The sequence below is a fragment of the Streptomyces sp. NBC_00539 genome (genome assembly GCF_036346105.1).
GTDB lineage: Bacteria > Actinomycetota > Actinomycetes > Streptomycetales > Streptomycetaceae > Streptomyces.
In genome coordinates this window covers 6881511-6904366 of record NZ_CP107811.1, presented here as the reverse complement: position 1 = coordinate 6904366, position 22856 = coordinate 6881511, and the positions used below count along the sequence as shown (strand labels likewise).

Annotated in this window: 23 protein-coding genes and 7 pseudogenes; 12 read left to right on the top strand and 18 right to left on the bottom strand. The window is 69.6% G+C overall.

Annotated features, from left to right (window positions below; all coding sequences use genetic code 11):
* Positions 1–346: 346 nt before the first annotated feature.
* The 4 genes from OG861_RS31500 to OG861_RS31485 all read right to left on the bottom strand — a co-directional run bounded on the left by OG861_RS31500 (position 347) and on the right by OG861_RS31485 (position 3516).
* Entirely contained in the window at positions 347–808 is a 462-nt protein-coding gene (locus OG861_RS31500; RefSeq protein ID WP_329191688.1) for a DUF5709 domain-containing protein, read from the bottom strand.
* 404 nt (positions 809–1212) lie between these two features.
* Positions 1213–1605 carry a TraR/DksA family transcriptional regulator gene (locus OG861_RS31495; protein ID WP_329191690.1) on the bottom strand — a complete coding sequence of 131 codons (393 nt, stop codon included), beginning with the start codon at positions 1603–1605 and terminating at the stop codon, positions 1213–1215.
* Between the two features lie 73 nt (positions 1606–1678).
* Positions 1679–2656 (bottom strand): DMT family transporter, encoded by a 978-nt coding sequence (locus OG861_RS31490; protein ID WP_443056740.1) that lies wholly within the window; start codon positions 2654–2656, stop codon positions 1679–1681.
* Positions 2657–2736: 80 nt separating this feature from the next.
* Entirely contained in the window at positions 2737–3516 is a 780-nt protein-coding gene (locus tag OG861_RS31485) for an ArsR/SmtB family transcription factor (protein ID WP_329191694.1), read from the bottom strand.
* Positions 3517–3763: 247 nt separating this feature from the next.
* Between OG861_RS31485 and OG861_RS31480 the strand changes: the two genes are divergently transcribed.
* Entirely contained in the window at positions 3764–4018 is a 255-nt protein-coding gene (locus tag OG861_RS31480) for a hypothetical protein (RefSeq protein ID WP_329191696.1), read from the top strand.
* Positions 4019–4069: 51 nt separating this feature from the next.
* Here the strand turns inward: OG861_RS31480 and OG861_RS31475 are convergent.
* Positions 4070–4322 (bottom strand): annotated as a pseudogene (locus tag OG861_RS31475) (hypothetical protein).
* 255 nt (positions 4323–4577) lie between these two features.
* On the opposite strand from OG861_RS31475, the gene OG861_RS31470 reads away from it, so the two are divergent.
* The gene (locus OG861_RS31470) at positions 4578–4793 is read left to right on the top strand and encodes a hypothetical protein (protein WP_329191697.1); all 216 of its coding nucleotides are present in this window, start codon (positions 4578–4580) and stop codon (positions 4791–4793) included.
* Positions 4794–5138: 345 nt separating this feature from the next.
* Positions 5139–6947: a putative Ig domain-containing protein gene (locus tag OG861_RS31465; RefSeq protein ID WP_330261930.1), complete on the top strand. Its 1809-nt coding sequence runs from the start codon at positions 5139–5141 to the stop codon at positions 6945–6947.
* Positions 6948–7542: 595 nt separating this feature from the next.
* Here the strand turns inward: OG861_RS31465 and rpsN are convergent.
* Together rpsN and rpmB are read right to left on the bottom strand one after the other, a co-directional pair.
* The gene (gene rpsN / locus OG861_RS31460; protein WP_329191699.1) at positions 7543–7848 is read right to left on the bottom strand and encodes a 30S ribosomal protein S14; all 306 of its coding nucleotides are present in this window, start codon (positions 7846–7848) and stop codon (positions 7543–7545) included.
* A complete protein-coding gene (rpmB, locus tag OG861_RS31455) occupies positions 7848–8084 on the bottom strand; it encodes a 50S ribosomal protein L28 (protein ID WP_329191701.1) in 237 nt (78 codons plus the stop codon). The genes rpsN and rpmB overlap by 1 nt, the downstream gene beginning before the upstream one ends.
* A gap of 78 nt (positions 8085–8162) precedes the next feature.
* Here rpmB and rpmG point away from each other — a divergent pair, with 78 nt between their 5' ends.
* The 5 genes and pseudogenes from rpmG to OG861_RS31430 all read left to right on the top strand — a co-directional run bounded on the left by rpmG (position 8163) and on the right by OG861_RS31430 (position 10934).
* Entirely contained in the window at positions 8163–8327 is a 165-nt protein-coding gene (gene rpmG, locus OG861_RS31450; RefSeq protein WP_329191703.1) for a 50S ribosomal protein L33, read from the top strand.
* 43 nt (positions 8328–8370) lie between these two features.
* Positions 8371–8616 carry a type B 50S ribosomal protein L31 gene (locus tag OG861_RS31445; protein WP_329191705.1) on the top strand — a complete coding sequence of 82 codons (246 nt, stop codon included), beginning with the start codon at positions 8371–8373 and terminating at the stop codon, positions 8614–8616.
* Complete coding sequence (locus tag OG861_RS31440) at positions 8616–9767, top strand: CobW family GTP-binding protein (RefSeq protein ID WP_330261929.1); 1152 nt, start codon at positions 8616–8618, stop codon at positions 9765–9767. Before OG861_RS31445 ends, OG861_RS31440 begins: the two co-directional genes overlap by 1 nt.
* A gap of 70 nt (positions 9768–9837) precedes the next feature.
* Positions 9838–10073, top strand: a pseudogene (gene rpsR / locus OG861_RS31435) (30S ribosomal protein S18).
* Positions 10074–10685: 612 nt separating this feature from the next.
* Positions 10686–10934, top strand: a complete 249-nt coding sequence (locus OG861_RS31430; RefSeq protein WP_329191708.1) for a hypothetical protein — start codon at positions 10686–10688, stop codon at positions 10932–10934.
* A gap of 153 nt (positions 10935–11087) precedes the next feature.
* On the opposite strand, the pseudogene OG861_RS31425 reads toward OG861_RS31430, so the two are convergent.
* Together OG861_RS31425 and OG861_RS31420 are read right to left on the bottom strand one after the other, a co-directional pair.
* Positions 11088–12316, bottom strand: a pseudogene (locus OG861_RS31425) (TerD family protein).
* A gap of 75 nt (positions 12317–12391) precedes the next feature.
* Complete coding sequence (locus OG861_RS31420; RefSeq protein ID WP_329191710.1) at positions 12392–13363, bottom strand: LLM class flavin-dependent oxidoreductase; 972 nt, start codon at positions 13361–13363, stop codon at positions 12392–12394.
* A 94-nt stretch (positions 13364–13457) separates the two neighbouring features.
* On the opposite strand from OG861_RS31420, the gene OG861_RS31415 reads away from it, so the two are divergent.
* A complete protein-coding gene (locus OG861_RS31415; RefSeq protein ID WP_329191712.1) occupies positions 13458–13850 on the top strand; it encodes a hypothetical protein in 393 nt (130 codons plus the stop codon).
* Positions 13851–14014: 164 nt separating this feature from the next.
* Here the strand turns inward: OG861_RS31415 and OG861_RS31410 are convergent, their stop codons facing one another.
* On the bottom strand, positions 14015–15175 hold the full coding sequence (locus OG861_RS31410) for an IS701 family transposase (protein ID WP_329191714.1): 1161 nt from the start codon (positions 15173–15175) through the stop codon (positions 14015–14017).
* A gap of 112 nt (positions 15176–15287) precedes the next feature.
* Between OG861_RS31410 and OG861_RS31405 the strand changes: the two genes are divergently transcribed.
* Positions 15288–15593, top strand: coding sequence for a barstar family protein (locus OG861_RS31405; RefSeq protein ID WP_329191716.1), 306 nt, complete (start codon positions 15288–15290; stop codon positions 15591–15593).
* On the opposite strand, the pseudogene OG861_RS31400 reads toward OG861_RS31405, so the two are convergent.
* From OG861_RS31400 to OG861_RS31370, 7 genes and pseudogenes are all read right to left on the bottom strand, one after another.
* A pseudogene (locus OG861_RS31400) lies at positions 15594–16403 on the bottom strand (IS5 family transposase).
* A 280-nt stretch (positions 16404–16683) separates the two neighbouring features.
* A pseudogene (locus tag OG861_RS31395) lies at positions 16684–16813 on the bottom strand (transposase); the annotation flags it as partial.
* A 46-nt stretch (positions 16814–16859) separates the two neighbouring features.
* The gene (locus OG861_RS31390) at positions 16860–18167 is read right to left on the bottom strand and encodes an MFS transporter (protein ID WP_330261928.1); all 1308 of its coding nucleotides are present in this window, start codon (positions 18165–18167) and stop codon (positions 16860–16862) included.
* Positions 18164–19441, bottom strand: coding sequence for a glycosyltransferase (locus OG861_RS31385; protein WP_329191720.1), 1278 nt, complete (start codon positions 19439–19441; stop codon positions 18164–18166). The genes OG861_RS31390 and OG861_RS31385 overlap by 4 nt, the downstream gene beginning before the upstream one ends.
* 1 nt (position 19442) lies before the next feature.
* A complete protein-coding gene (locus OG861_RS31380; protein ID WP_329191722.1) occupies positions 19443–19853 on the bottom strand; it encodes a nuclear transport factor 2 family protein in 411 nt (136 codons plus the stop codon).
* A 321-nt stretch (positions 19854–20174) separates the two neighbouring features.
* The gene (locus tag OG861_RS31375; protein ID WP_329191724.1) at positions 20175–20456 is read right to left on the bottom strand and encodes a hypothetical protein; all 282 of its coding nucleotides are present in this window, start codon (positions 20454–20456) and stop codon (positions 20175–20177) included.
* A complete protein-coding gene (locus OG861_RS31370; RefSeq protein WP_329191726.1) occupies positions 20429–20713 on the bottom strand; it encodes an SgcJ/EcaC family oxidoreductase in 285 nt (94 codons plus the stop codon). Before OG861_RS31370 ends, OG861_RS31375 begins: the two co-directional genes overlap by 28 nt.
* 330 nt (positions 20714–21043) lie before the next feature.
* On the opposite strand from OG861_RS31370, the pseudogene OG861_RS31365 reads away from it, so the two are divergent.
* Both OG861_RS31365 and OG861_RS31360 read left to right on the top strand, forming a co-directional pair.
* Positions 21044–21473: pseudogene (locus tag OG861_RS31365) on the top strand (pyridoxamine 5'-phosphate oxidase family protein); the annotation flags it as partial.
* A gap of 314 nt (positions 21474–21787) precedes the next feature.
* Positions 21788–22575: pseudogene (locus tag OG861_RS31360) on the top strand (IS5 family transposase).
* Between the two features lie 29 nt (positions 22576–22604).
* On the opposite strand, the gene OG861_RS34355 reads toward OG861_RS31360, so the two are convergent.
* Entirely contained in the window at positions 22605–22853 is a 249-nt protein-coding gene (locus tag OG861_RS34355) for a DUF6924 domain-containing protein (protein WP_443056741.1), read from the bottom strand.
* Positions 22854–22856: the final 3 nt, after the last annotated feature.

The following is a 22856-nucleotide window of genomic DNA, read 5'->3' as shown; positions in this document are numbered from 1 at the left end:
CTTGCAGATCAGCCGTGTGTGGTTTTTCAGGGACCATGTACGGATCGGCTCGAGGAAAGCGGGAAAGAGCCGGATGCAGCTGCGCCCAGCGGGGCTTTGCTCCGCATCTGCACATCTCCTTGAGGAGGCGCTCAATCAAGCCCCGCACCCTTACCGGCTGAGGTCCCTTTGGCCCCCTACCGCCCCCGGCCGCCCCGATCGCCGGCGGTAGGGGGGCTCGGGCGGGTCAGGTGGTACCGGCCACCCCGTGGGACGGAGTCCCGCATCACTGGGTGCCTCCCGTCCTGCCCCACGTATGTCGACGTCGACATACGTGGGGCAGGACCAGCGGGGGATCCGCCCGCGCCTACAAGGACTCGTCCGGCTCGCCCTCGATGACGTGGACCGCGGCTTCCTCGGCGCTCGCGGCGCCCGAGTCGATTCCGTGGTCCTCGGCGATGAGCTCCTTCGTCCTGTCGGGATGCGCGCCCTCGTCCGGGGCGGTCAACCGGCCCGCGCGGGCGGTGCCCGTTTCGGGATCAGGCAGTTCCGCCCGGGGCCCGGAGTACTCACCGGGGTCCTGGCCGGCATCGGGGATCTCTTGCCTCAGCCGCTCGTCCAGGGATTCACCCTCGTGCTGTTCGGCAGCGGTCGTACCGTATTTCGTCACGCCGAGCGGCTTCTCGGGGGGTGAGTAGCCCTCGTCGAGCATGTCGTCGTACGAGCGCTCGTCCATGGCGTTCTGAAGGTCCAGCGGGGTCGCGTCCTCCTGCTCCTCGTTCGTTCCGGTGGGCTGGTACACGTCATCCGCCATCTGCTCGTCGCTCATGGCACTTCCCTGTCGAGTCGGCTGTGCGGCTGCTCTCCTTTACGCCGCGGTCTGCGCCTTTCCCACTTGGCCGGTCCTAAGCATGCCCGCGGAGGTGTCTCCCCCGCGCCGACGAGCGCAGGCCTGTCCCAGCGTTAAACGGGGGCTCAGGGGTGGCCGTGCCATTCGCGGGGCACCACGGTCGCGTCGTTCTGCAGCAAGCCGTTGTTGTGCTCGCCTTCAGCGTGCTTGGCGACCCGGCTTCTGCCTGACCATCGGGCAGTTCGACCCTCACCTCATGGCGCGGTGGCACGACAGCCGAACCGAGACCAGCGGAAAGGCATGACACCGCCCAACGGGGTGACGGCGCCCCGTGCGGTGTCGGCCTCGTCGAACACGCCGGACAGAAGGTGCTTCGTCACTTCCTAGCTGCCATGACGGGCGCAGCGAACGCAGGTGGTGGCCGCTGGACGGATTTCGAGGCGCTCGGGCGGAATCGCCTCGCCGCAGTGCTCGCACTGGCCGTACTCGCCTCGTTCGAGGCGTTCCACTGCCCGGTCCAGTTCTTCGAGGTGCTCGCGGGCCCGCGCCATCAGGGCGGCCACATGGGCGCGCTCGAAGGCGGTGCTGGCCCCCTCTGGGTCATGCTCGTCGTCGACCGCAACCAGGGCGTTCGCGTCGACGATCGCGTCGAAGTCCCGGCCCAGTGCCGCCGCCTGCGCAAGGCTATCCGCGCGGTCGGCCGCGAGGCGGGCGCGGACCGCCGCGACGGTGGCCGGGCGGCGCGCCGCCCGGCCGTGTCCGGATTCATCGCCCATGGGTGCGGTAACGCGGGGCCACGCCCCCCGATTCCCGCTACCTGCGTCCAGCGCCCGGAGTGGCGGAAAGGGGTTAGGAACGGGCGCAGGGACTGCCGGGGCGGGCGCCCGTGTCAGGCCCGGCCGGTGCGGGGGCGGCCGGTTGCGACGGGGTGGCCGTGCGGGGCCGGTAGCGGGAGACCGCGACCCCGGCCAGGCAGAGCACTCCGCCGAGCAAAGTCAGCCAGCCGGGCACCTCGCCCAGCAGGGCCCAGCTCAGCAGGACCACGATGGCGGGCACGGCGTAGGTCGTCGCGCCCAGCTTGCCGGCGGGGGTGCGCGCCAGGGCGTAGGTCCAGGTGATGAACGCAAGGGCGGTCGGAACCACACCCAGGTAGATCATGTTCAGCGTCGCGGAGATCGGTGCCCTCGGCAGTTCCGTGGCCAGCTGCCCGGCGAAGGGCAGGCAGGCCAACGCTCCCGTCATGCAGCTGTAGGCGGTGATCTGCAGGGGCGTACCGAAGGACAGCGCGGGCTTTTGCGAGACGACGCCGGTCGCGTAGGCCACGGCCGCCAGCAGGCACAGGACCACGCCGAGCACCGAGGCCGACCCACCGCCGGAGGACATGGACAGGCCCACGACGACCGCTCCGACGAACGAGACGGCCATGCCGGACAACAGGCGCGGCGGCAGCGCCTCCCCCAGGAGACGGGCGGCGAGCAGGGCCATCAGGATCGGGCCGGTATTCACGAGCAGGGCGGCCGTACCGGCGTCGACCAGTCGTTCCCCCCAGTTGAGGGCGACCGTGTAGCCGCAGAACCACACCACCCCGGAGATCAGGATGCCCCGCCAGGCCCTGCGGGGCGGCAAGCCCTGGCGACGGATCAGCAACAGGGCGGCGAGCACCCCCGAACCGGTGATCAGGCGGCCGAGTGCCAGGGCGCCAGGCGAGTAGGCGGCGCTCGCGCTGCGGATGGAGACGAAGGCGGACGCCCAGGCGAAGACCGTGAAGGTGACGGCGCCGACCGTGAGGACGCTGGGCGATATTCGGCTCGGGCGCAGGAGGGTCATGGTCATGGGTTCACCCTATCGCAAAATACTTCGGTGTCTACCGAAATGATTCGCTGGCTGCACCCGTCCGGCCCGTGAGTTCAGCTCCAGTCCTCGGGAGTGATTCCGAGCAGGTCGAGCAGCGCCCGTTCGCCGACGGCGGTCACCTCCAGGGTCCGTCCGCCGCCGGCCGGTCGCACCACCCATCCGCGGTCCAACGCCCGCGCACACAATCGAGCCCCGACGACGCCGCCCAGGTGCCGACGGCGCTCCGTCCAGTCCAGGCAGGAACTCGCAGTGGGCCGTCGGCCCGTGGCCAGGAGGCCCACACCCGCCTCGGCGCACCATCGCCGACCGGCCTCCGTCAACTCGAAAACGCCCTCTGTGCGAAGCAGCCCGTGGCGCTCCATCGCGTCCGTCACCGCCATTCCCAAGCGGCCCGCGAAGTGGTCGTAGCAGGTACGGGCACGGGCCAGCGGGTCGGGCGCCGCGACCACAGGCACCGCGTGCGCCGCGTCCCGGTCCGGAACCGCGTACGAGGCGAGCTCGTCGAGCAGGCGGGCCGTCGCGGCGTCGGCGACCCGCACGTAGCTGTGCCGCCCCTGCCGCTCGGTCACGCAGAGGCCCGCCTCTGTCAGGCGGGCCAGGTGCCCGCTCACGGTGGACGGCGCGACCGAGGTGATCCGGGCCAGCTCCCCCGCGGTCCAGGCCCGCCCCTCCAGAAGCGTCATGCAGATGGCGGCCCGGGTCTCGTCGGCCAGGGCCGCAGCCAGAGCCGCGAGGCGCGCGGCCGGGGCGGCGCCCTCCGGGGGCGCCCCGTCGCCCGGCGCTCCGGGGCTCGGCGATCGGGAGGTCAGCATGTCCGTATGCGATTTGGTCATGCCCCCAAGCATGCCTCATCACTTCGGTCCATGACGAAAGGTTGGTGCTGCTGGCTGGCCTACCCGTCTCCGGCCGCGCCGGACGAGGGGTAACTCCAGTCACCCCCTCGGCACAAGGCAGGCGGCAGCCGCTGACCCTGGATGCGGCGCTTCGGGCGCTCGGCGTGGATCGTCGGCCCTGCCTGTACTGATGCCCGGACGCGGCGCTCGGCGTGCTGGACCAACCGGCCGCGTGCAGGCTGGACCCATGGGCCGCGCACCGATCGTCGTGCACCGGATCTCCCCGTCGGGCGGCCGGCGGGTCAGCTTCCACGTGCGCGGTACCGACACGATCCTCGGCATCGCTTACTCCGACGCGGACGTGATCGAGTTCCTGCGGCTGATCGAGGTACCGGATCCGGACGAGTTGGTCCTCGGCGATTCGCCGTTGATCGTCTGGCAGGGCGACGGGCCGCACGAGTACGAGCCGGAGCCCGGGCCGCCGCCGGTCGACCTGCCTTGACTCCGGCGCGCGGCGAGCCGCCCGTGGGAAGGATCGGGCGGGACGTGGGTGCTACATGGCCTCCCGTTCCTGGCGGACGTCGCTGACGCCGGCGAGGAGGGTGCCGTCCGACTGCTCGTAGTGGGATAGGGGCGAGACCGAGCCCGAGGAAGGTGGGGGCCCATTCACCAATGAAGATTCCCCACCGGTCGGCGCGGGCAATGCCAGCTCCCGGTTCGGCGTTTAGGGACGTCATCCACGTGGCGATCGAAAGACCGATCGAGGCGAACGCTGCCGACTCTCCTTCTTCAGGCCGGTGAGCGATGGCGGTTCGGAGAGTCTCACCCGTGCGAGTTGCCGGATCACCGGCCTCTCCCAGGTAGTCGTACCGATGTGCCTTCTGGTTTCCGTCACTTCCCCGGCGGCTGGGAGCAGTGGGAGCACAGCATCCGCCGGCCGTGCTCCGATCCGGTGCGCGGCCGGCGCTTGCCCGCCTCGCCGAACGGGCATTCCCACCACGTTCGGGATACGGGTGGCGGTGCACCTCCGTGGGCGGACGCGACTACGGAAGGTGCCCGAGATGACCGACACCAATTCCCTGGAAGCCGTGGCCACGTTCTGCGGCAAGTGCGACTGCGGCTGCCTGCAGCTGTTCGTCGACGAGTCCGCCCCGGCGGAACGCCGCGTCGCGATGACCGACGACTTCGGGCAGCGTGTGGAGATGAGCGCTGATCAATTCGGTTCCCTCATAGAGGACGCCAAGGCGGGCAGGCTCGACTCCGTCGGGACGGCCTGACCCGCTCCCGCCGAGAAAAAGCCGGGTTTCTGGCACGGCGCCCCCCAGCCCGGAGTATCAGGGAACGGGCCGCCAGAGCCGCAATTACGGGGCGGGCGCCAAGAGGGTTACCCGCGAGTCGCGCGGGTTCCGCGCCGTGCCAGAGAGGTTCCGTCCGTGAGCACCAGACCCGATGCCCTGCCCGACCGTGCCATGCGCTCGATCCCGTCGGCGCTTGCCTGCGGGACCGCGGTCGGGGCCTTGGGCGGCATGATCGGTCGGGTGGGGCAGAGTTCCGTCTGCCGTTGTTGATCAGCGTATTCGGGTTCCCAGCGGCTCTGCTCGGAGCCAACGAAGGCCGGCTACATGGCCTGCCACGCGCTGGCCCGCACCGACGTCAAGCAGCAACTGCGCCTCGCGCCGAACCTGCTTCCGTCCGGCTACGGCCCCGCTGACCTGCAGAGCGCGTACGCGCTGTCGGCCTCTGCCGGAGCCGGCGCGACGGTCGCCATCATCGACGCGTACGACGACCCGAACGCCGAGTCCGACCTGGCGACCTACCGCTCCCAGTACGGCCTGCCGGCCTGTACCACGGCCAACGGCTGCTTCAAGAAGTTCGACCAGAACGGCCGCACCAACTACCCGAAGGCCGACTCCGGTTGGGCGGGAGAGATCTCCCTCGACGTGGACATGGTCAGCGCCGTCTGCCCCCAGTGCCACATCCTGCTCGTCGAGGCGAACCAGCCGTCCATGGAGGACCTGGGCGCCGCCGTCAACCGCGCGGTGGCCATGGGGGCGAAGTACGTCTCCAACAGCTACGGCGGCGGCGAGGACTCCACCGACCCCAGCTCCGACGCCCCGTACTTCAACCACCCCGGCGTCGCGATCACCGTCAGCTCTGGTGACAGCGGCTACGGCGTCGAGTACCCGGCGGCCTCCCAGTACGTCACCTCAGTCGGCGGCACCTCGCTGAACCGCGCGGGCGGCACCACCCGCGGCTGGTCCGAATCGGTCTGGGGCACCAGCGCCGGCGGCAACGGCGCCGGTTCCGGCTGCTCGGCCTACACCACCAAGCCCTCCTGGCAGAGTGACAGCGGCTGCGCCAAGCGCACCGTCTCCGACGTCTCGGCCGTCGCCGACCCGGCCACCGGCCTGGCCGTCTACGACACCTACCAGGCGAGCGGCTGGAACGTCTACGGCGGCACCAGCGCCTCGGCGCCGATCATCGCCTCCGTCTACGCCCTGGCGGGCACCCCGGTCGCCGGCAGCTACCCGTCCTCGTACCCCTACGCCCACACCTCGGCACTCAACGACGTGACCAGCGGCGCCAACGGCTCCTGCGGCAGCAGCTACCTGTGCACCGCCAAGTCCGGCTACGACGGCCCGACCGGCCTCGGCACACCCAACGGCACCGGCGCCTTCGCGGGCGGCTCCACCGGAGGCAACACCGTCACGGTGACCAACCCCGGCAGCCGCTCCACCACCGTCAACACGGCCGCCTCCCTCCAGATCAAGGCCACCGACTCGGCGAGCGGGCAGACCCTCACGTACAGCGCCATCGGACTCCCGCCCGGCCTGTCGATCAACGCCTCCACCGGCCTGATCAGTGGCACGCCGACCACCGCCGGCACCTACAACGTGACGGTCACCGCCAAGGACACCACCAACGCGAGCGGCACCACCTCCTTCACCTGGACCGTCACCCCGGTGGGCGGAGACTGCGCCCCGGTACAGCTCCTCGGCAACCAGGGCTTCGAGACCGGCAGCGCCAGTCCGTGGACCGCCTCCGCGGGCGTGGTCGACAACGGCAGCGGGGAGGCGGCGCACTCCGGCTCATGGAAGGCCTGGCTCGACGGCTACGGCTCCACGCACACCGACTCGCTGTCCCAGTCGGTGACCATTCCCGCGGGGTGCCACGCGACCCTCAGCTACTACGTGCACATCGACACCGCGGAGACGACGACCACCACCACCTACGACAAGCTGACGGTGCAGGCCAACTCCACGACCCTAACCTCCTACTCCAACCTCAACAAGAACACCGGCTACGCGCAGAAGACCTTCGACCTGTCCTCGTACGCGGGGCAGTCGGTGACCATCAAGTTCACCGGAACCGAGGACTCCAGCCTCCAGACCTCGTTCGTGATCGACGACACCGCGCTCACCATCAGCTGACCGCTCCGTGAACGACGGGCCCGGACCGCAGGCATCGGTCCGGGCCCGTCCGCGCGTACGGCGCCGCCCGCGCCGTTCAGCCGACGATTACGGTCACCTGCCAGCGGGACATCGCCGTACAGCTCATCGCGTCTGGCCGGAGCGCGCAGGGTGGCGCAGCGGCTCGCCGTCGGAGTCGGGGTTGCCTCTGTGGGTGCACGGGGGTGTGGATGCGGGTTCATGCTGGATGCGCCCGACGCGTGGGAGGCGCGAAACCGGTTGAGGGTGACGTGACCGCCGGCGGCCGGGACGTGGCGACGGCGCGGGGATCGGAGTCGCGGCTCACCGTGGACGGCGCAGGGTCGCACCCGGCCCACGGGCGGGCGTGCGCGTCGCGAGACTGTCTCGGAAGCCGAGCCGCTTTCCGCCGTGACGGCTCGGCTTTCGCGACGTACGCGTGCGGCCCCCTTCGGGCCCCCCTTGCTTGCCCGTCGAGGTGCCGCACGCGTACGGGACGCACCCTAACTCTTAATGGTAATCATGCTCACTAACCATTCTGGGGCAGTGTGCGAGTAGTGGTCGATCGAGCGGGTCGGGCGTGTGGTCCGGGTGTCGCCTACCAGGACGACTTCGTCACTCCTGGCAAGAACCCCGCATGTGCCTGCTGCCGGGCTCGTACGCGGGAGAGTCCGAACTTGCGCAGGTAGCCGCGGGGGCGACCGTCCACGCTGTCGCGGTTGCGGACGCGGGTGGCGCTGGCGTTGCGCGGTTGCCGGCGGAGCTCCGCGAGGGCGGCCTCCCGTTCGGCCGCGGTGGCGGACGGGCGGCGGATGGCCTCCTTGAGTTCGGCCCGCCGGGCGACGTATCGGGCGACGGTCTCCTTGCGCTTCTCGTTCTGCGCGACCTTGCTCTTCTTCGCCATCAGACCTTCCCTCCCCGTGCGCGGATCCGGGTCACGGCGGCCTCGATGCCGATCGCGTCCACCGTCTTGATCGCCTTGGCGCTCAGCGTCAGGCGGACGTGGCGCCCCTCGCTCGCCAGCCAGTAGCGCTTGCGCTGGATGTTCGGGTCGAAGCGGCGCGAGGTGCGCCGGTGTGAGTGGGAGATGGCATTGCCGAAGCCCGGCTTGGCGCCGGTCAGTTGGCAGTGGGCTGACATGGAAGGTGCCGCCTTTCTTGGTGACCGTCTTGATGGGCTGCGTATTGGTAATGAAAACCAATGTCATATACTAGCCTCATGGCACGCAACGAGATCCGCCCGGTCGTCAAGCTCCGTTCCACGGCAGGCACCGGGTTCACCTATGTCACCCGCAAGAACCGGCGCAACGACCCCGACCGGCTGGTGCTGCACAAGTACGACCCCGTCGTACGCCGGCACGTCGACTTCCGCGAAGAGCGCTGATCCCCCGCACACCCCGCCCCAACCCTTCGAAAGGCCGCCTGTCATGAAGCCCGGAATCCACCCCGCCTACGCGCCCGTCGTCTTCCGCGACACCGCCTCTGGCACCGCGTTCCTCACCCGCTCCACGATGACCAGCGACAAGACCGTCGACTGGGAGGACGGCAACACCTACCCGGTCGTCGACGTGGAGATCTCCTCCGGGAGCCACCCCTTCTACACGGGCACCGCTCGCGTACTCGACACGGCCGGCCGCGTCGAGAAGTTCGAGCGCCGCTACGGAGCTCGTTGATGACCCACGACCACCAGCTCCACGTCGTGATCGTCGCCGGTCTCCACGCCGACGCACGGAAGGAAGTCGTAGAGCGCTTCCTGCGGACCGTCCCGGGCAGTGTGGCGCTCCACCACGATCTGGCCGGAGCACCCGACGGCACTGTGCTCCGCCTGATCCGCGACGCGTCGGGCACCCTCTCCCGTGATGAGACCCCCCTGGTCAACGACTGCGCGTGCTGCGCACTGCGCGAGGACCTGGTCCCGGAACTGGAGCGGATGGCGGACAGCGGCCTGACCCGGCTCGCCGTGGTCGAGCTGTGGGACTCGGTCGAACCGAAGGCCATGGCGGAGGTGATCGCGGCGCACGGCGGAGACCGGATGGCCCTGACAAGCGTGATCACTGCCGTGGACCCCGCGCTTGTCCTGCCCTACCTCGCCAACGGCGACGACCTAGCCGAGGCCGGCCTCGCCGCAGCCCCCACCGACCAACGGACCGTCGGAGACACCTGGGCCCGCCAGCTGGAGTACGCGCCCGTCCTCGCCGTCATCGACAGCGACGAGGCCGACGACGAGGACCACGCCCTCCTCGCGCAACTGCACCCCACCGCGCGCCGGGTCCCGGCCGCGTCCACCGAACTCGCAAGGGCCGCCTTCGCCGGCTTCGACGTAGAGGCCGCCGCGGCCGCCCAGCACCCCGCGTGCGCGCTCCTGCCCCAGGACGCCGACGAGGCCGGCGTCACGACGTTCGTCTGGCACCGCCGACGGCCGTTCCACCCGGAACGTCTCTACCAGGCACTTGAGGACCTGTGCTGCGCCGCCGCCCGCAGCCGCGGCCGGTTCTGGCTCGCCGACCGCCCCGACACGCTGCTCGCCTGGGACGCGGCCGGCGGAGCTCTGTGCGTGGAGAGCGCCGGGCCGTGGCTGGCGTCACTGCCCGCCGCGGCCTGGGAGATGGTCCCGCCCATGCGTCAGGCGGCCGCCGCGCTCGACTGGCACCCGGACCACGGCGACTGCTGTCAGCACCTCGTCTTCACCTCCCCTGGCCTGGACCGGGACGGGCTGGAACAACTCCTCGACTCCTGCCTGCTGACGGACGCGGAGTACGAGCCGGGGCGCGAAGCGTGGAAGCACCTGCCCGCCGCCTTCGACTCCCTCCTCGACGCCGTCTGACACCCACACACACCTGATCACGGCCCGACGAGGCCGAACCCGAATCGTTCCTGCAAGGAGAAGCATCCCCATGGCCCGACGCCCACACCCCGGCAAGCCCGTGAAGTCCCGGCCAAACCCGCTCGACGCGGCCAAGATCACCTACATCGACTACAAGGACACCGACCTGCTGCGGAAGTTCGTCTCCGACCGCGGAAAGATCCGCAGCCGACGCGTCACCCGGGTCACGGCCCAGCAGCAGCGGGCCCTCGCCACCGCCGTCAAGAACGCACGCGAGATGCGCTGCTGCCGTACACCGGCCGCTGACGGCACCCGGGCTTACCACCCCCACACCGCCGGCCGCCCGTTGGCGGGCCTCGCGGCGCGAGTCCTCGAGCGACGAGAGACAGGCAACGCAACGCCCTCACCCTTGATGATCCGGTGTGGCGGGCAAGGGCGGCGGAGAAGGTGCGGCGCAGGGATTGTGCGGCGCTTGCGAGGCGGGTTTGCCCGCCTCTGACGTCGATCTTCGCCCCTTTGGAGAGCACGGCGTCTCCCTGCATGGAGGTGGTGAGCTCGCTTCCGGGTTTGTTCTTGCGTGAGGTATCGCCGGAGGTGGGATCCTTCCGGGCACCAATCTTTCGGGGACAGCGATCGCAAGTCGCAAGGTGACGCTCATAGAGGCCGGCGGAAGAGGGGAGCCATCGCATGGGAGCCCTGGGTTGCCAGCTCCTTCACAGGGGTTAGGTCATCCACCTGAGGTTGTTGAACGACATCAGCCCTCTCCTGGTGAAGACCATGGTGAAACCTGGTAGGGGCGTCATGTGACTCCCCCTGAGTCGTCACGTGACGCTCTGTGGCTTTGGAACGCTTGTGCCGTAGCCGGCGCCCCACAACAGCCCCCAGAGGGTGAACATCTCGTTGAGGCGGCGGCCCCACATGTACGTCAACAGCGCATGGATCAAGGCACGTTCGCCGCACATCCGTTCCGGGCTGCGGGTGGCGCAGTGCATCGAGGCGGGAGCGGCCGCGCGCCCGCTCCTCCCCCGTCGCGAGTACTTCTACCCCACGCGCCCCGTCCGCCTCCTGGGCAGCGGAACCCCGCACGCGCTGCGCGCCGGCAGGCCCATGTCGACCCTGGTGATCGCGATCGAAGCCCTCCTGCCCGTCGGGCTGCTCGTCCCGTGAATCCGCCTTTACGCCGATGCCGTCGGCATCTGTGTGCACCTGTGCTTCTGGGCTCTGCTCCCCGTCCAGCCCGCGGGATTCTTTCTGACCACGACGGCCTCCTACATCCTGTTCGCCGGATGATCGGCCACTCCTCGGTGCCGGTCCTCGGTGTCAGTCCTTGGTGGCGGAGTGCCAGCTCATCCCCCAGCCGTATTCGAGGTCGGCGGCCTGCTGCTTGAAGACGCCCGGCGCGAGCACCAGGTACTTCGCCTCTCTCCGTACGACCAGTTCGCCGCCCACGTTCTCGATCAGCGCGATCGCGGCGACCGGTGAGGGGACGGTGCACTCATCCAGACGCACTTCGATCGGAGGGCCGGCGGGCGGATACAGGGTGGCGACGCCGTGCAGTCCCGAGAAGTCTGACGCCCCGTCGTAGATGACCACGAACACCAGGAGGCGTTTGATCTCTTCCGAGTGATCAAGGTTGATCATCAGGTTCTCGCCGTCCTCGCTGCCGCCGGTCCGGTCGTCCTGGTCCAGCAGGACGTACGGCGGTCGGTCAAACGAGCCGAACTCGTTGCCGATGGGGTGGACGATCCCCTTCGTTCCGTTCCGCAGCTCCCACATGCAGGAGAGGTCGAGGTCGACGTCGTCCAGCCGGACGGCGACCTTGCCCCTGTCCAGCCGGCCGCGCCCCGGCTCGGCCGCGCTCCACGTGAGGTTGACCCGCATGGCCCCCGAGGTGGCTCCCTGTTTGGTCAGCGACACCGCGGGAGCGGCCTTCGTCAAAGTGATCTTCGACAGCCGTACGGGTTCGGACGCCGGGGGCACCGGGGCGGGCGGCGGCTGACGTGCCGGTGGGGATGACGGTGTGGTGGGCTCGTCCACGGTGATGCCGAAGTCGGTAGCCAGCCCGGCCAGGCCCAAGGCGTAGCCCTGGCCCACCGCACGGAACTTCCACGCACCACCCCGCCGGTACAGCTCGCCGAGCAGGAAGGCCGTCTCGGAGTCGGCGTCAGTGGCGTCGAACCTCGCCGCCTCGGCCCCGCTCTCCGCGTCCAGTACGCGTACGAACAGACCGGGCACTCGGCCGAACGCGCCGTCGGTGAGGCCGCGACCACCACGGTCGTGATGTCCTGCTCCACCGCCGACAACGTCACGCTGATCGTCTCGACTACGCTCGCGCCGTCCTGTCGCCTGCCCTCGTGGCAGACGGCGCCGCTGCGGTGGGCGGGCTGGTTGTAGAACACGAAGTCGACGTCCGACCGCACCTTTCCGGCCGCGGTCAGCAGCAGGGCCGACACGTCAACGTCCGGAGTTCCGGGGCGCTCCTGCCATCCCACCTCCACCCGCACCGAGGTGTGTTCCACCGGCACATTGGCGCCTTTTCGCAAGCCCATGCGGGCCCCCCTTGCTCGACTGCCCCCGACGTCTGCAGCGTACGAGGGCTTCCCGCCCGTCTCGGTACTTCTCGCTCAGCCGCAGTGCTTCCTGATCAATTCGTAGGAGCGCAGGCGGTCGCCGAGGTCGTGCACGGGCGTGGTCAGCATCAGCTCGTCCGCGCCGGTCTCGCGCGCCAGTCGTTCGAGCCGGCGTACGACTGTCTCCGGGGCCCCGACGGCCTGCTGTGCCCGGAAGTGGGCCAGCACCGCTCGCTCCTCCTCCGTGAACGGGTGGGTGGCGGCCTGCGCGGGGGTCGGGAAGGGCATGTCGCTCACCCCCTTGAGGAGCCCGGCCTTGACGACGGCCATGGGCCCCGTCCGCCGCACTGCCTCCTCGTCGGTTTCCGCGCACACCGCCTCGACGCACAACAACACCCGGGGCCGCTCGCACCAACGGGACGGGGTGAACTCCGCCCGGTAACGCTCGAGTACCGCAAGGGTGTTGTCGGGTCGGATGTGGTGGGCCACGGCCACCGGCAGGCCGAGCTCCGCGGCGAGGGCGGCGCCCGCGGTGCTGGAGGCGAGCAGCCACGGCTCCGGCAGCGGGTCGAGGGCGACTTCGCCCACCAGGAGGGAGAGGACCGAGGCCACGTCGCTCCCGTACTCCGCGTCGGTCGTCGGTCCGGCGCCGCGGCGCAGCGCCCGCGCGGTGGCCTCGTCGAAGGTTCCGGGGCCACGGCCGATGCCCAGGTCGATACGGCCCCCGTGCAGGGCGGACAGTGTCCCGAACTGCTCCGCCAGCATGATGGGGGCGTGGTTGGGTGCCAGCACCCCGCCGGAGCCGAGACGGATGACGGAGGTCGTGGCGGCGGCGTGCGCGATCAGCACGACCGGCGGGAACGCGCCGATCGCGGGTGAGTGGTGGTGCTCGGCGTACCAGAGCCGGTGGTAGCCGAGCCGTTCGAGTCCCTGTGCGAAGGCCGCGGTGTCCCGCAGCGTGTCCACGGCGCGGGTGTCCGTCTGGACCATCGCGACTTCCAGTGCTGAAAGAGGTATGTCGAGCATGTCGTCAGCATAGGGATCATGCGCCTGCACGGGGGGCACTCGTGGGCACGGGCAGCACGCGTGCAGCGGAGGTCAGGTACCAGTGGATCGGAACATGACGACTCCGAAGGTTGATGACCAGCCCGGACAGCGGCAGGGCGGTGCCGGGCGATTTCACGGTACTGATCCGCGTCCGTGTGCCATCCTTCGCGGCGTAGGCGTAGGCGTAGACGGGCATGTCCAGGGCGGCCTTGCCGAAGCGATACGTGCGGTGCGCACCTCGCTGGGCATCGCAGACATCGCTTATGCAGAGGTCGACTTCGAAGCCGTGATCAGATCACCGGACGTCCTGGCGCAAGTACGTCCCGTACTGCCTGACCTCGGCTGGTGGGCGTCGGCTGGCAAGCAGTACGGCTCGTCGGAGGCCGGCGACGACCCTGCAGACTGCCTGCCCATCCAAGTGTTCGACTGGACTCGTCCGCTAGTACTGCAACGGTCTCTTTCGTGATGGTTTGTTGGCTTCGGGTGGTGTGTGGCCGCGTCGTTTGTAGTGGCTGATGCGGGCTTGGAACTGTCGTCGTCGGCGCCAGTGTGACCAGTGCAGGACGTGGTCGACGGGTGCCGGGTGACGGTGGGCGAGGCGGTAGATCAGGCGTCGGAGTTCGGGGAGGGTCAGGGGTATGAGCTGGGAGGATCCGTTTCTGCTTTCCCGGTGTCGAGTTGGCGGGCCCGCAGGACGGTGAGGCAGGCGTGGGCCGCCATCGCCAGGGTCATGTGGCGGTGCCAGCCGTCGTAGCGGCGGACCTGGTAGTCGTCCAGGCCGCACTCCTGTTTCGCACTCTGGAAGCATTCCTCGACCGCCCAACGGCTTCCCGCGATGCGGATCAGCTCGTCCAAGGTGGTTTCGGCCGGGCAGTAGGCGATGTAGTAGGAGATTTCGTCTGGCCGGCGGACGCTGCGGCGGGCGATCACCCAGTGCCGGCGGTCCTCGCGATGCCAGGGACGGACCTCGACCCTCGCCCAGTCGTAGACCCTGGGGCCGTGGGCACCGTCGCCGCAGGAACGGCGCTTCCACTTCTGCCTCGGCAGCCCGGGAAACAGGTCGTGAACGGGATGATCCATGGCCCAGCGGGAGACGACGGTGTCATGGCGGGTGGTTGCCATGACATGGAAGACATCCGCCCGCTCCAGCTCGGAACGCCAGCCTTTGGAGAAGCCGTAGGCGGCGTCCGCGGTCACCCACCGGAACGGAATCCGGTCGGCGATGGCCCGGCGGACCATGGCCTTGGCCATCACCACCTTCGTCTCGAAGGCGACCGTGTCGTCGATGCCGGCCGCCCGGCACCGTTCCCGGTCATCCGTCCACGACGTGGGCAGATACAGACGGCGGTCGATCAACGTGCGGCCACGGCCGCCGGCATAGGCGAGGAACACCCCGATCTGGGAGTTCTCCGTCCGCCCGGCGGTCCCTGAGTACTGACGCTGGACCCCGGCCGAGCGGACACCCTTCTTCAGGAACCCGGTGTCATCCACGATCAGCACCGCGTCCGGATCGCCGAGATGCTCGACGATATAGTCCTGCACATCGTCGAGGACCTCATCGGCGTTCCAGTCGATCCGGTTCAACAGCCGGTGAATCTGGTCCGGACCCGTATGCCCGGCCTCTTCCGCGAGCGTCCAGCCGTTCTTCCGCTCCAGCGGAGCGACCAGCCCCCGCATATAGGCAAGAGCCGACTCCCGCGGCTCCGACCTGGAGAAGCGGTGCACGAACCGCTCGTGCAAAGACTTCAGTTCACCAGCCCACGACCGGGCATCAGCAAGTTCCCCACCCATGAACCGACCAACGACCGACCTGCCCAACCGTCACGGCAAACACCGTTGCAGTACTAGGACCTGTCTCTTTGGAGCCCTGACGCCTCGAAAGAGGGCCGATTACTCTGTCGTGATGGCCAAGAGGATTGAGTCGGAACTGGTGGTTGACCTGCGAGGTAGGCCGATCGAGACGCTCAACGATTTCTGGGACGCCGTGGTTGAGCCTTGCGGACTGCCGGATTGGTTCGGTCGGAACACGGAAGCCTGGCGGGACACCATCCAGACACGGGGCATCTCCGAGGTCATCGATAGCTATGACGTCCTGGTCGTGCACGTGGACAAGCAAGGAGTCTTCGCTGCCCGGAACCGTGAGGCCCGAGCCCTGCGAAGCGCCTTCTCGGGGAAGCAGTCGCGCCTGGTCGTGCACGAGCTGCTCTGATCACCGCGTCGAGCGGGACCAGATCAGGATGGCTGCCAAGTGCAAAGCAGCCTCGTAGGCCAGGGCAAGCTTGTCCGTGCGCATGGCCAGACCACGCCATTGCTTCAAGCGGTTGATACACCGTTCGACGGTGTTGCGCTGCTTGTATGCCTCCGCGTCGAAACCTGGCGGCCGACCTCCGGCTCGCCCTCTTCGCAGGCGGTGTCCGACCTGGTCAGCAGCCATCTCCGACGGCGCGAAGGCCCCGCCATCGGAGATGGCTGCGGATCGCGCGGGAAGAATACGCGCGGTTCGCAAGGACGAGCCGGTCGAGTCCGGGGCCTGCCGAGTCCGCCTCGGGGGACGCGGATCCTGGCCATGACGGCGGCCGTGCCCGGTTGTCGCTGGCCAGATGTACTTTCGTACTCAGGCCGCCACGAGAACGTCCGAGTGCGTGGTCGTCGGGTTCTGACCGTCGCGCAGCCCCTTTTTCACAGCCTCAGCCGTGTGCTGATGGGCCCGGCAGATGGTGGAATCCACCGAGACCGTCCATTTCACGTCGTCATCAGCGTCGGCGGTGGCCAGGACTGCGGCCAGGATCCGTGCCCAGGTGCCGTCGACGGCCCACCTAATGAGGCGTTTGTGAGCCGTCTGGAGGGAGCCGAGTTCCCCCGGCAAGTCCCGCCAGGGCGAACAGGTGCGGTACTTCCACGCAATGGCCTCAAGGGTGCGGCGGTGGTCGGCCCATCGCCGACCGCGGACCGGATCGGCCGGCATCAGCGGCTTGATCCGGTCGCACGTCGCATCAGTGATCACAAACCGGATGGACATATCCGATCAACGGACCAGCCCATTAAAGAGACACGCTCTAGACCGCGCCGAGCCCTTCATCGCCGTACGCGTCCAGGTCCCGCGGCTGTTCGGTGGATCTGGACGCGTGGCCTGCGGTTCCGAAGCGGGACTGGAGGCAATCCCGCAGAAGTACGCGTACCTCACGCTGACTGGGAATTCGCGGGGTCTCCACCAGGACCAGCCCTCGCCGGACCACACCATCCACGGGCACGCCCGGACCCGGAGCCGTGACCAGACAGCCCGGGTCCATGGGCTTGCCACCGAACCGCTCGGGCAGGTCCCGCCACTGAACGCCGGTCCGCACCCGGTGCAGAGTCCCGTCGATCACCTGACGGTGATCCCGCCACCGGCCCACAACGACCGTTGCTCACCGGGAGGAATGGCCGCAGCCGTTCTCACTCGGCATGCGTCAGACCACCCCACCCCATGTTCACATCAACGATCGGTGGACGACCTAGCCACATGATCGGCCCGGACAGGTCTCAGCTGGCGCGGTCCCGGCTGGCGTGCGGGCGGCACGGCTTCGGCGGTCGTGGTGTACACAGCTTCGGCCGGCAGGCTCCGCTCCAGGGCGAGCAGCATGACGGCCCCTGCCATCGAACTCGCCGTCAGCACCAGCCAGGGCAGCCGGCCGTCGACGGCCAGCAGGCCGGTGAACAGCGACGGTGCCAAGGTCTGGGACAGCGCCCAGGACAGCTGGTAGGTGGCCAGGTAACGGCCGCGCGCCTCGATGGGAGCGGCGCTCACCGAGAGGGCGCCGGCGCTCGGGCTGTGCACCAGTTCGCCGATCGTGTAGAGGACCAGAAGCCCGACAAGGCCGGCCATCACGCCTTGGCGGGGGATGCCGCCCAGCAGCGCGTACCCGAGGAACGCGGTGGCGAAGATGAGGGCGCCGACCGCAGCCACCCGGGTGCGCCGGGCGAAGCGCCTGCTGACTCTCCCGACCGGTACGCCGGCGAAGGCGCAGAGCGCCGTGTTGACCGCGAACAGCGGACCGGCCACCGAGGCGGGCAGGTCGAACTGGCTCACGGCGTACACCGGCAGCAGCACGCTGAGCGCCGAATAGCCGAGGGCAATCAGGAAGTTGGCCAGGGTGAGCCCGGCGTACGGGCGATCGCGCAGCACCGCGCGGTAGCCGGGCCGCTGCCGGCCGGTCGCGGGGCCGACCGGGTGGGGGGTCCTGATCCGCAGCCCGAACAGTGCCGCGACGAAGAAGGTGGCCGCGTTCAGCCAGGCGACCGCCAGGAAGCCGCGGTCACCGCCGACTTGCACCAATCCGGCGGCGAGCAGGCCGCCAGCGCCGAGGCCGGCGTTGTTCACGCTCCGGGCGAGTGCCATCAGCCGGTCCCGGTGCTCCCCCTGGGCGAGCTCGCCGATCAGGGCCTGCTGGGTCGCGGGGAAGGCCTGAGCGCCGGCCGCGGTGAGGGTGGCGACCAGGGCGAAGACCGGCAGGGTGGTACCGAGCGGGAAGGCCAGGAAGCCGAGGCCGCGCACCAGATACAGGGCCAGCCGCACCCGCCGGGCACCGAACCGGTCGACGGCCCAGCCGCCGACCGGCATGGCACTCATCGCCAGCAGCCCGGCAACGGTCAGGACGGTGCCGATCGTCGGCAGTGGCAGTCCGGTGATCCGCTGGAAGAAAACCAGGCTGAACGGAACGTACATACCCGTGCCCACCGCGTCCACCAGCATCCCGGCGGCCAGGTTCCGCTCGTCGGGCACCCGGCGGTCCTTCACCTTCATGCCCTCTCCTCAAGTGCGGGGTGAGACACGGACGCGGGCGGTCTTTCCCGGCCGACCGTGTCGAGCAGCAGCTTCGCCGCCGCCCTCGCCCCGTCGGTGCGGATCGTGGCGGCTACGGCAGCCGCTCGTGTGCGGGTACCGGGGGTCAGGGCCGTCTCGAGTGCGGCCGACAGGGACTCGTAGGTCAGGGTCGGACCGTCGAGCGCCGCGCCGATGCCCAGCTCGGCCACCCGGCCGGCCCAGTACGGTTGGTCCGCCATCTGGGCTGCCACCACCTGGGGCGCGCCGGCCCGGGCAGCCGTCGTCGTGGTGCCCGCGCCGCCGTGGTGCACGACGGCCGCCACCCGAGTGAACAGCACCTGCTGGTTGACCTCGCCGACGGCGAAGCAGTCGTCCCGGTCGTCGGTCAGGGCCAGGCCGGCCCAGCCGCGGGAGAGGAGGACGCGGCGGCCCTGCGCGCGGACCGCCTCGACGGCCGCCCGGGTGACGCTCTGCGCGTCGCGGACGGGCATGCTGCCGAAGCCCACGTACACCGGGGGTTCGCCGGCGTCCAGGAACGCCTCCAGAGCGGCCGGGAGCGGGCTTTCGTCCGGCCGGATCCACGCGCCGGTCTGCACCACGTCGAGGTCGGCCGGCTGCGGCCACGGGCTCAGGGCCGGGTCGGCCGCCAGCCACGGGCGGCCGGTGAAGACGTGGTCGCGGACGTTCTCCACCGGGGGCAGACCGATCGCGGCCCGGTGGTTGTTGACCGCCTCGCCGAAGAGCGCGTTCATGTGCTCGGTGTTCAGGTCCCACAGCACCCGGTTGTCGGTCACCTCCGGCGGGAGCGGCCGGCCCGGCCACGCGAGCGGCGGGTGGTGCGGCGACGGCAGGTAGGTCGGGAAGTAGGCGGCGAACACGTAGGGGACGCCCAGCTCATCGGCCACCGCCCGCGCGGCGGCCGCGGCCGGGATCAAGCCGGTCGCCACCACGACGTCGCATCCTTCGGCCACCCCGGTGACCGAGTCGTACGTCGCGGCGAGCATCCGGGCCGCACGCTCGGAGAGGCTCTCCGCCGGCAGCGGCTTCCCCGTCCCGGTCACCGCCCTGGTCGCCATCGCGCGCAACGACTGGCCGAGCGGCACCAGTGGGATGCGGGCACGGTCCAGCAGCTCCGCGAAGTCCGGCGGGGCGCACATCTGCACCTCCGCGCCGAGTGCCCGCAGTTCCGCCCCGAGCCCGAGCATCGGCTCGATGTCCCCGCGCGACCCGTAGGCCACCAACAACACACGCATATCAGGATTTCCCTTGCCTTCCATGGATTCCGGCCTTGGCCGGCGGGGCGTCGCCCGTGGTCTTGCTGTAGCCGAGGGACTCGACGATCAACCCGTCCCGTACCAGCGTGAGGCTCACGCCGCGGACCGAGTCGGTGGGTCCGTCGCCGAAGTGGTACCGCCAGCGGACCGTTGCCCGTTCACCGGTGATGACGAGGGCCTCCGGCTCGAACTGGATCGTGCGGTCCTCGGCGAGTGCACGGCAGAACTCCAGGCACTCGGCGCGGCCCTCGTAGCGAGCTCCGTCAGGAGCCGGCTCCCTCGCCTCCATTACGCAGTCGTCGGCGATCAGGTCGGCGAGCGAGGAGGCGTCGTGCTCGATGAAGGCGCGGTTGAAGCAGTGGATGACCTCGGCCGTGGTACGGAACGTCAATGCCGCAACTCCTCGGAAGTGGAACGGTCGGTCTGCCGTTTCCCGTTCGGGCCCGGCCGGGCAGCCGGGCTTCCAGACGTGCAGGTGCCGGCCAGGTTGCCGACGGCCGGGCGCCCCCGGTGGCCCGAGAGGTCTGGTTCGGCCAGTGCCTGCGGGTCGTCGGGGCATCGCGTCTCCTGCAGAAGGCCGGTCCCCGCCTCCTCGACCGTGGTGGCGGGAGCGTCGATCGCCTGTTCTGCGACGCGGCTGACGTGCTCCCATGCCGCCCAGGTGTCCGTGCGCTGCGGGCGATGTCAAACGCGAGGCTCTGGTCTGCAGGGCTCAGCATGCGGCGAGGGCGCCGTGGTCGATGACCGTGGTGTTCTGGGCGACGGCGATGCGCCATCGGCCGTCGTCCTTGGCGAGGACGTACAGCAGCGTGCCGGGGGCGGCTTCGGGGTGGGCGGCCACTGCGGACGCCCACCGGCGCTCGGCCGCGCCAGGTCTGCCACAGCTGCTCCGCCGAGCCGGATCGCCGTGAGCGCGGAGCACCTCGTGCAGGCGTCGTCCGGTGATCAGCCGCTGACGGATCTTGATCACGGCGAGGTCGGGCCGGATGAACACGAGGGCGCGGCTCCGTAGGTGACGGTTACCGGCTGACGGCTCGCGCTGGGCAGAGCACGGTGGGCGAAGGCGCTGATCTCCTCCAGGCCGGTCAGCGGGTCGCCGTAGGGCATCGTCCAGAAGGCGTCCTGGCGGAACAGCTCCGCGAACGCGTCCGGCAGGCCGTTTCGCTGGGCGTGCTCGACCTGCGCAACGAGGCTGACGACGGCGCGCACCTCCTCCTGTGAAATCGTGACGCCGGCGACGGGGGGCTTCATGAGGGTGTCCTTCCTGGGGGTGCGGGTGTGCTGGCGCCCTGGGACAACAGCTGGTCTCCCGTCCGGCACGTTGTCGGCGGCCGCAGGCGGCCCGCCGGGCGGTGCGGTGTCACCGGTACGGGCGCCGCACCGCCCACGGACCACCGTGCGGCGGTCCCGGCCGCTGTCGATCTTCCAACTCCCCACCGCGCCCATCAACATCGAAGATCAGTAAGATCCGATAACCGAGGCTTATGACGGGAGTCGCACAGGTGGAAGTACGCGACATCGACGTCTTTCTGACGTTGGCCTAGAACTGCATTTTGACTTCGAGGACCAGCGCCTCGCCCCCTGGCCGACGAAGCCCTCTCCAGCCTGCTCGGCAGGCAGCAGTTCGGCACACTGGCCACCGTCAAGCGCAGCGGCCACCCCCACCTGACCACGATGCTGTACAGCTGAGACCCCAAAACCCGCACGGTGCCGTTCTCGACGACGGCCGACCGGGTCAAAGTCGTACATCTGCGGCGCAACCCGGATGCGGCGCTTCATGTGCAGGGCGTCGACGTGTGGTCGTTCGCCGTCGCCGAAGGCGAGGCCGAGGTTTCCGGGAGCACGACCGTTCCCGGTGACGCCGTGGGGCAAGAACTGCTTGCGATATCCCGCAAGCCTCGAAGCCGGAAGCCGACGGCGCGTTCCTGGAGCAGTTGGTCGCCGAACACCGGGTGGTCATCCGGCTGAAGGTGAACCGCCTGGGTACGGCACCGCACTCGACATCGACGGCCAGAGCCTGTCGACTGCGCGCCGCCAGGCCGTCCGCTCCTCGAAGAGCGTTTTGGCCCGGCTGGCGTGGTCGGTGGAAGTTGGATGTCCGTCCCGGCAGAGGCGGCAGAGCTTCGTGTCGGCTGACGTGACGCATGTGGCGGGGGATGGCAGTCGGAGGTCCGTTTGAGTCTCTCTTCGCTCCTGTCTGATCCCAAGGCGCCCCAGGTCACCCCCGTTTGCGCCCTGTAGTCCGGGGACTGTTGGCGGTACTACCGAAACACGGCCCGACATCGACCGTATCCGAGTGACCTGCCCGATGCCCGGTGGGAGTTGATGGAGCCCATCCGGTCGGCTTGGAGGGCCGAGCGGAGGGGGAAGGGCCGGCCTGGACATAGGCCGGCCACCCGGACACGACCTGCGGCAGATCATGGACGCGGTCCTCTACGTCGACCGCACCGGCATTCCCTGGCGCTGCCTGCTTCATGATTTCGCACCGTGGGAGACGGTCTACGGCTACGTCGCTGCCTGGCAGAAGGACGGGCGTCTTCGACCAGCTCAACGGGGTGCTGAGGCGATTGGTCCGGGAGGCGGAGGGCAAGGAGGGCGAGCCGAGCGCGTGCGTGGTGGACGCGCAGCACCTCAAGCCCTCCGGGAACGTCCCCGCTGCTGGTCAGGGCATCGGTGCGGGCAAAGATCTCAGGCCGCAAGCGTCACATCGGCGTCGACACTCTCGGCCTCCCCATGGCCGTGCTGGTCACCGCCGCGAGCGTCTCCGACAACGCCGGCGGCATCCAGGTGCTCTCGCAGATCGCGACAGCTCACCCGCGGGTGACGAAGGCCTGGGCCGATACCGGCTACCGCATCACGGCCATCGACCACGGCGCCCGCCTCGGCATCGACGTCGAAGTCGTCCGCCGCGCCCCCGGCGAGAAGGGCTTCAAGGTCATCCCGCGACGATGGGTCGTCGAGAGGACCGTCGGCTGGCTCATGCACCACCGGCGCCTGGCCCGTGACTACGAAACCCACCGCACCGCTCCGAAGCCATGATCCGCATCGCGATGACCGACCTGATGAGTCGCCGCCTCACCCGCGAAGCCACGCTGAACTGGCGCGGCACGTAGCCCGCCCGGACAGGCCTCCGTAAAAAGTGTCAGGCCTCGCCAAAGCCGCGGAAGGTCCCTGACCCGTCCACGGCGTCGGCGAACTCGGCAAAGTCCATACTGGCGATGCTGAGGTTGGCCGAGACATCAGGAAACCACTGAACAGGAAGCCTGAACGTCCGCCTAGGCTCGTCCGAGAGGTCCACGGCCAAGAGCGGGTGATCCGGACCCTCCATCATGGCCGCGTCAGCCAGAAAGACCTCGCCGAACTGGGCGTCCTCATCCGCAGCAGCCTCTATCGA

Coding starts and splice junctions, on each gene's coding strand:
- OG861_RS31500 (WP_329191688.1), bottom strand. CDS start 808: ATGAGCGACGAGCAGATGGCGGATGACGTGTACCAGCCCACCGGAACG.
- OG861_RS31495 (WP_329191690.1), bottom strand. CDS start 1,605: ATGGGCGATGAATCCGGACACGGCCGGGCGGCGCGCCGCCCGGCCACC.
- OG861_RS31490 (WP_443056740.1), bottom strand. CDS start 2,656: ATGACCCTCCTGCGCCCGAGCCGAATATCGCCCAGCGTCCTCACGGTC.
- OG861_RS31485 (WP_329191694.1), bottom strand. CDS start 3,516: ATGACCAAATCGCATACGGACATGCTGACCTCCCGATCGCCGAGCCCC.
- OG861_RS31480 (WP_329191696.1), top strand. CDS start 3,764: ATGGGCCGCGCACCGATCGTCGTGCACCGGATCTCCCCGTCGGGCGGC.
- OG861_RS31470 (WP_329191697.1), top strand. CDS start 4,578: ATGACCGACACCAATTCCCTGGAAGCCGTGGCCACGTTCTGCGGCAAG.
- OG861_RS31465 (WP_330261930.1), top strand. CDS start 5,139: ATGGCCTGCCACGCGCTGGCCCGCACCGACGTCAAGCAGCAACTGCGC.
- rpsN (WP_329191699.1), bottom strand. CDS start 7,848: ATGGCGAAGAAGAGCAAGGTCGCGCAGAACGAGAAGCGCAAGGAGACC.
- rpmB (WP_329191701.1), bottom strand. CDS start 8,084: ATGTCAGCCCACTGCCAACTGACCGGCGCCAAGCCGGGCTTCGGCAAT.
- rpmG (WP_329191703.1), top strand. CDS start 8,163: ATGGCACGCAACGAGATCCGCCCGGTCGTCAAGCTCCGTTCCACGGCA.
- OG861_RS31445 (WP_329191705.1), top strand. CDS start 8,371: ATGAAGCCCGGAATCCACCCCGCCTACGCGCCCGTCGTCTTCCGCGAC.
- OG861_RS31440 (WP_330261929.1), top strand. CDS start 8,616: ATGACCCACGACCACCAGCTCCACGTCGTGATCGTCGCCGGTCTCCAC.
- OG861_RS31430 (WP_329191708.1), top strand. CDS start 10,686: ATGTACGTCAACAGCGCATGGATCAAGGCACGTTCGCCGCACATCCGT.
- OG861_RS31420 (WP_329191710.1), bottom strand. CDS start 13,363: ATGCTCGACATACCTCTTTCAGCACTGGAAGTCGCGATGGTCCAGACG.
- OG861_RS31415 (WP_329191712.1), top strand. CDS start 13,458: ATGACGACTCCGAAGGTTGATGACCAGCCCGGACAGCGGCAGGGCGGT.
- OG861_RS31410 (WP_329191714.1), bottom strand. CDS start 15,175: ATGGGTGGGGAACTTGCTGATGCCCGGTCGTGGGCTGGTGAACTGAAG.
- OG861_RS31405 (WP_329191716.1), top strand. CDS start 15,288: ATGGCCAAGAGGATTGAGTCGGAACTGGTGGTTGACCTGCGAGGTAGG.
- OG861_RS31390 (WP_330261928.1), bottom strand. CDS start 18,167: ATGAAGGTGAAGGACCGCCGGGTGCCCGACGAGCGGAACCTGGCCGCC.
- OG861_RS31385 (WP_329191720.1), bottom strand. CDS start 19,441: ATGCGTGTGTTGTTGGTGGCCTACGGGTCGCGCGGGGACATCGAGCCG.
- OG861_RS31370 (WP_329191726.1), bottom strand. CDS start 20,713: ATGAAGCCCCCCGTCGCCGGCGTCACGATTTCACAGGAGGAGGTGCGC.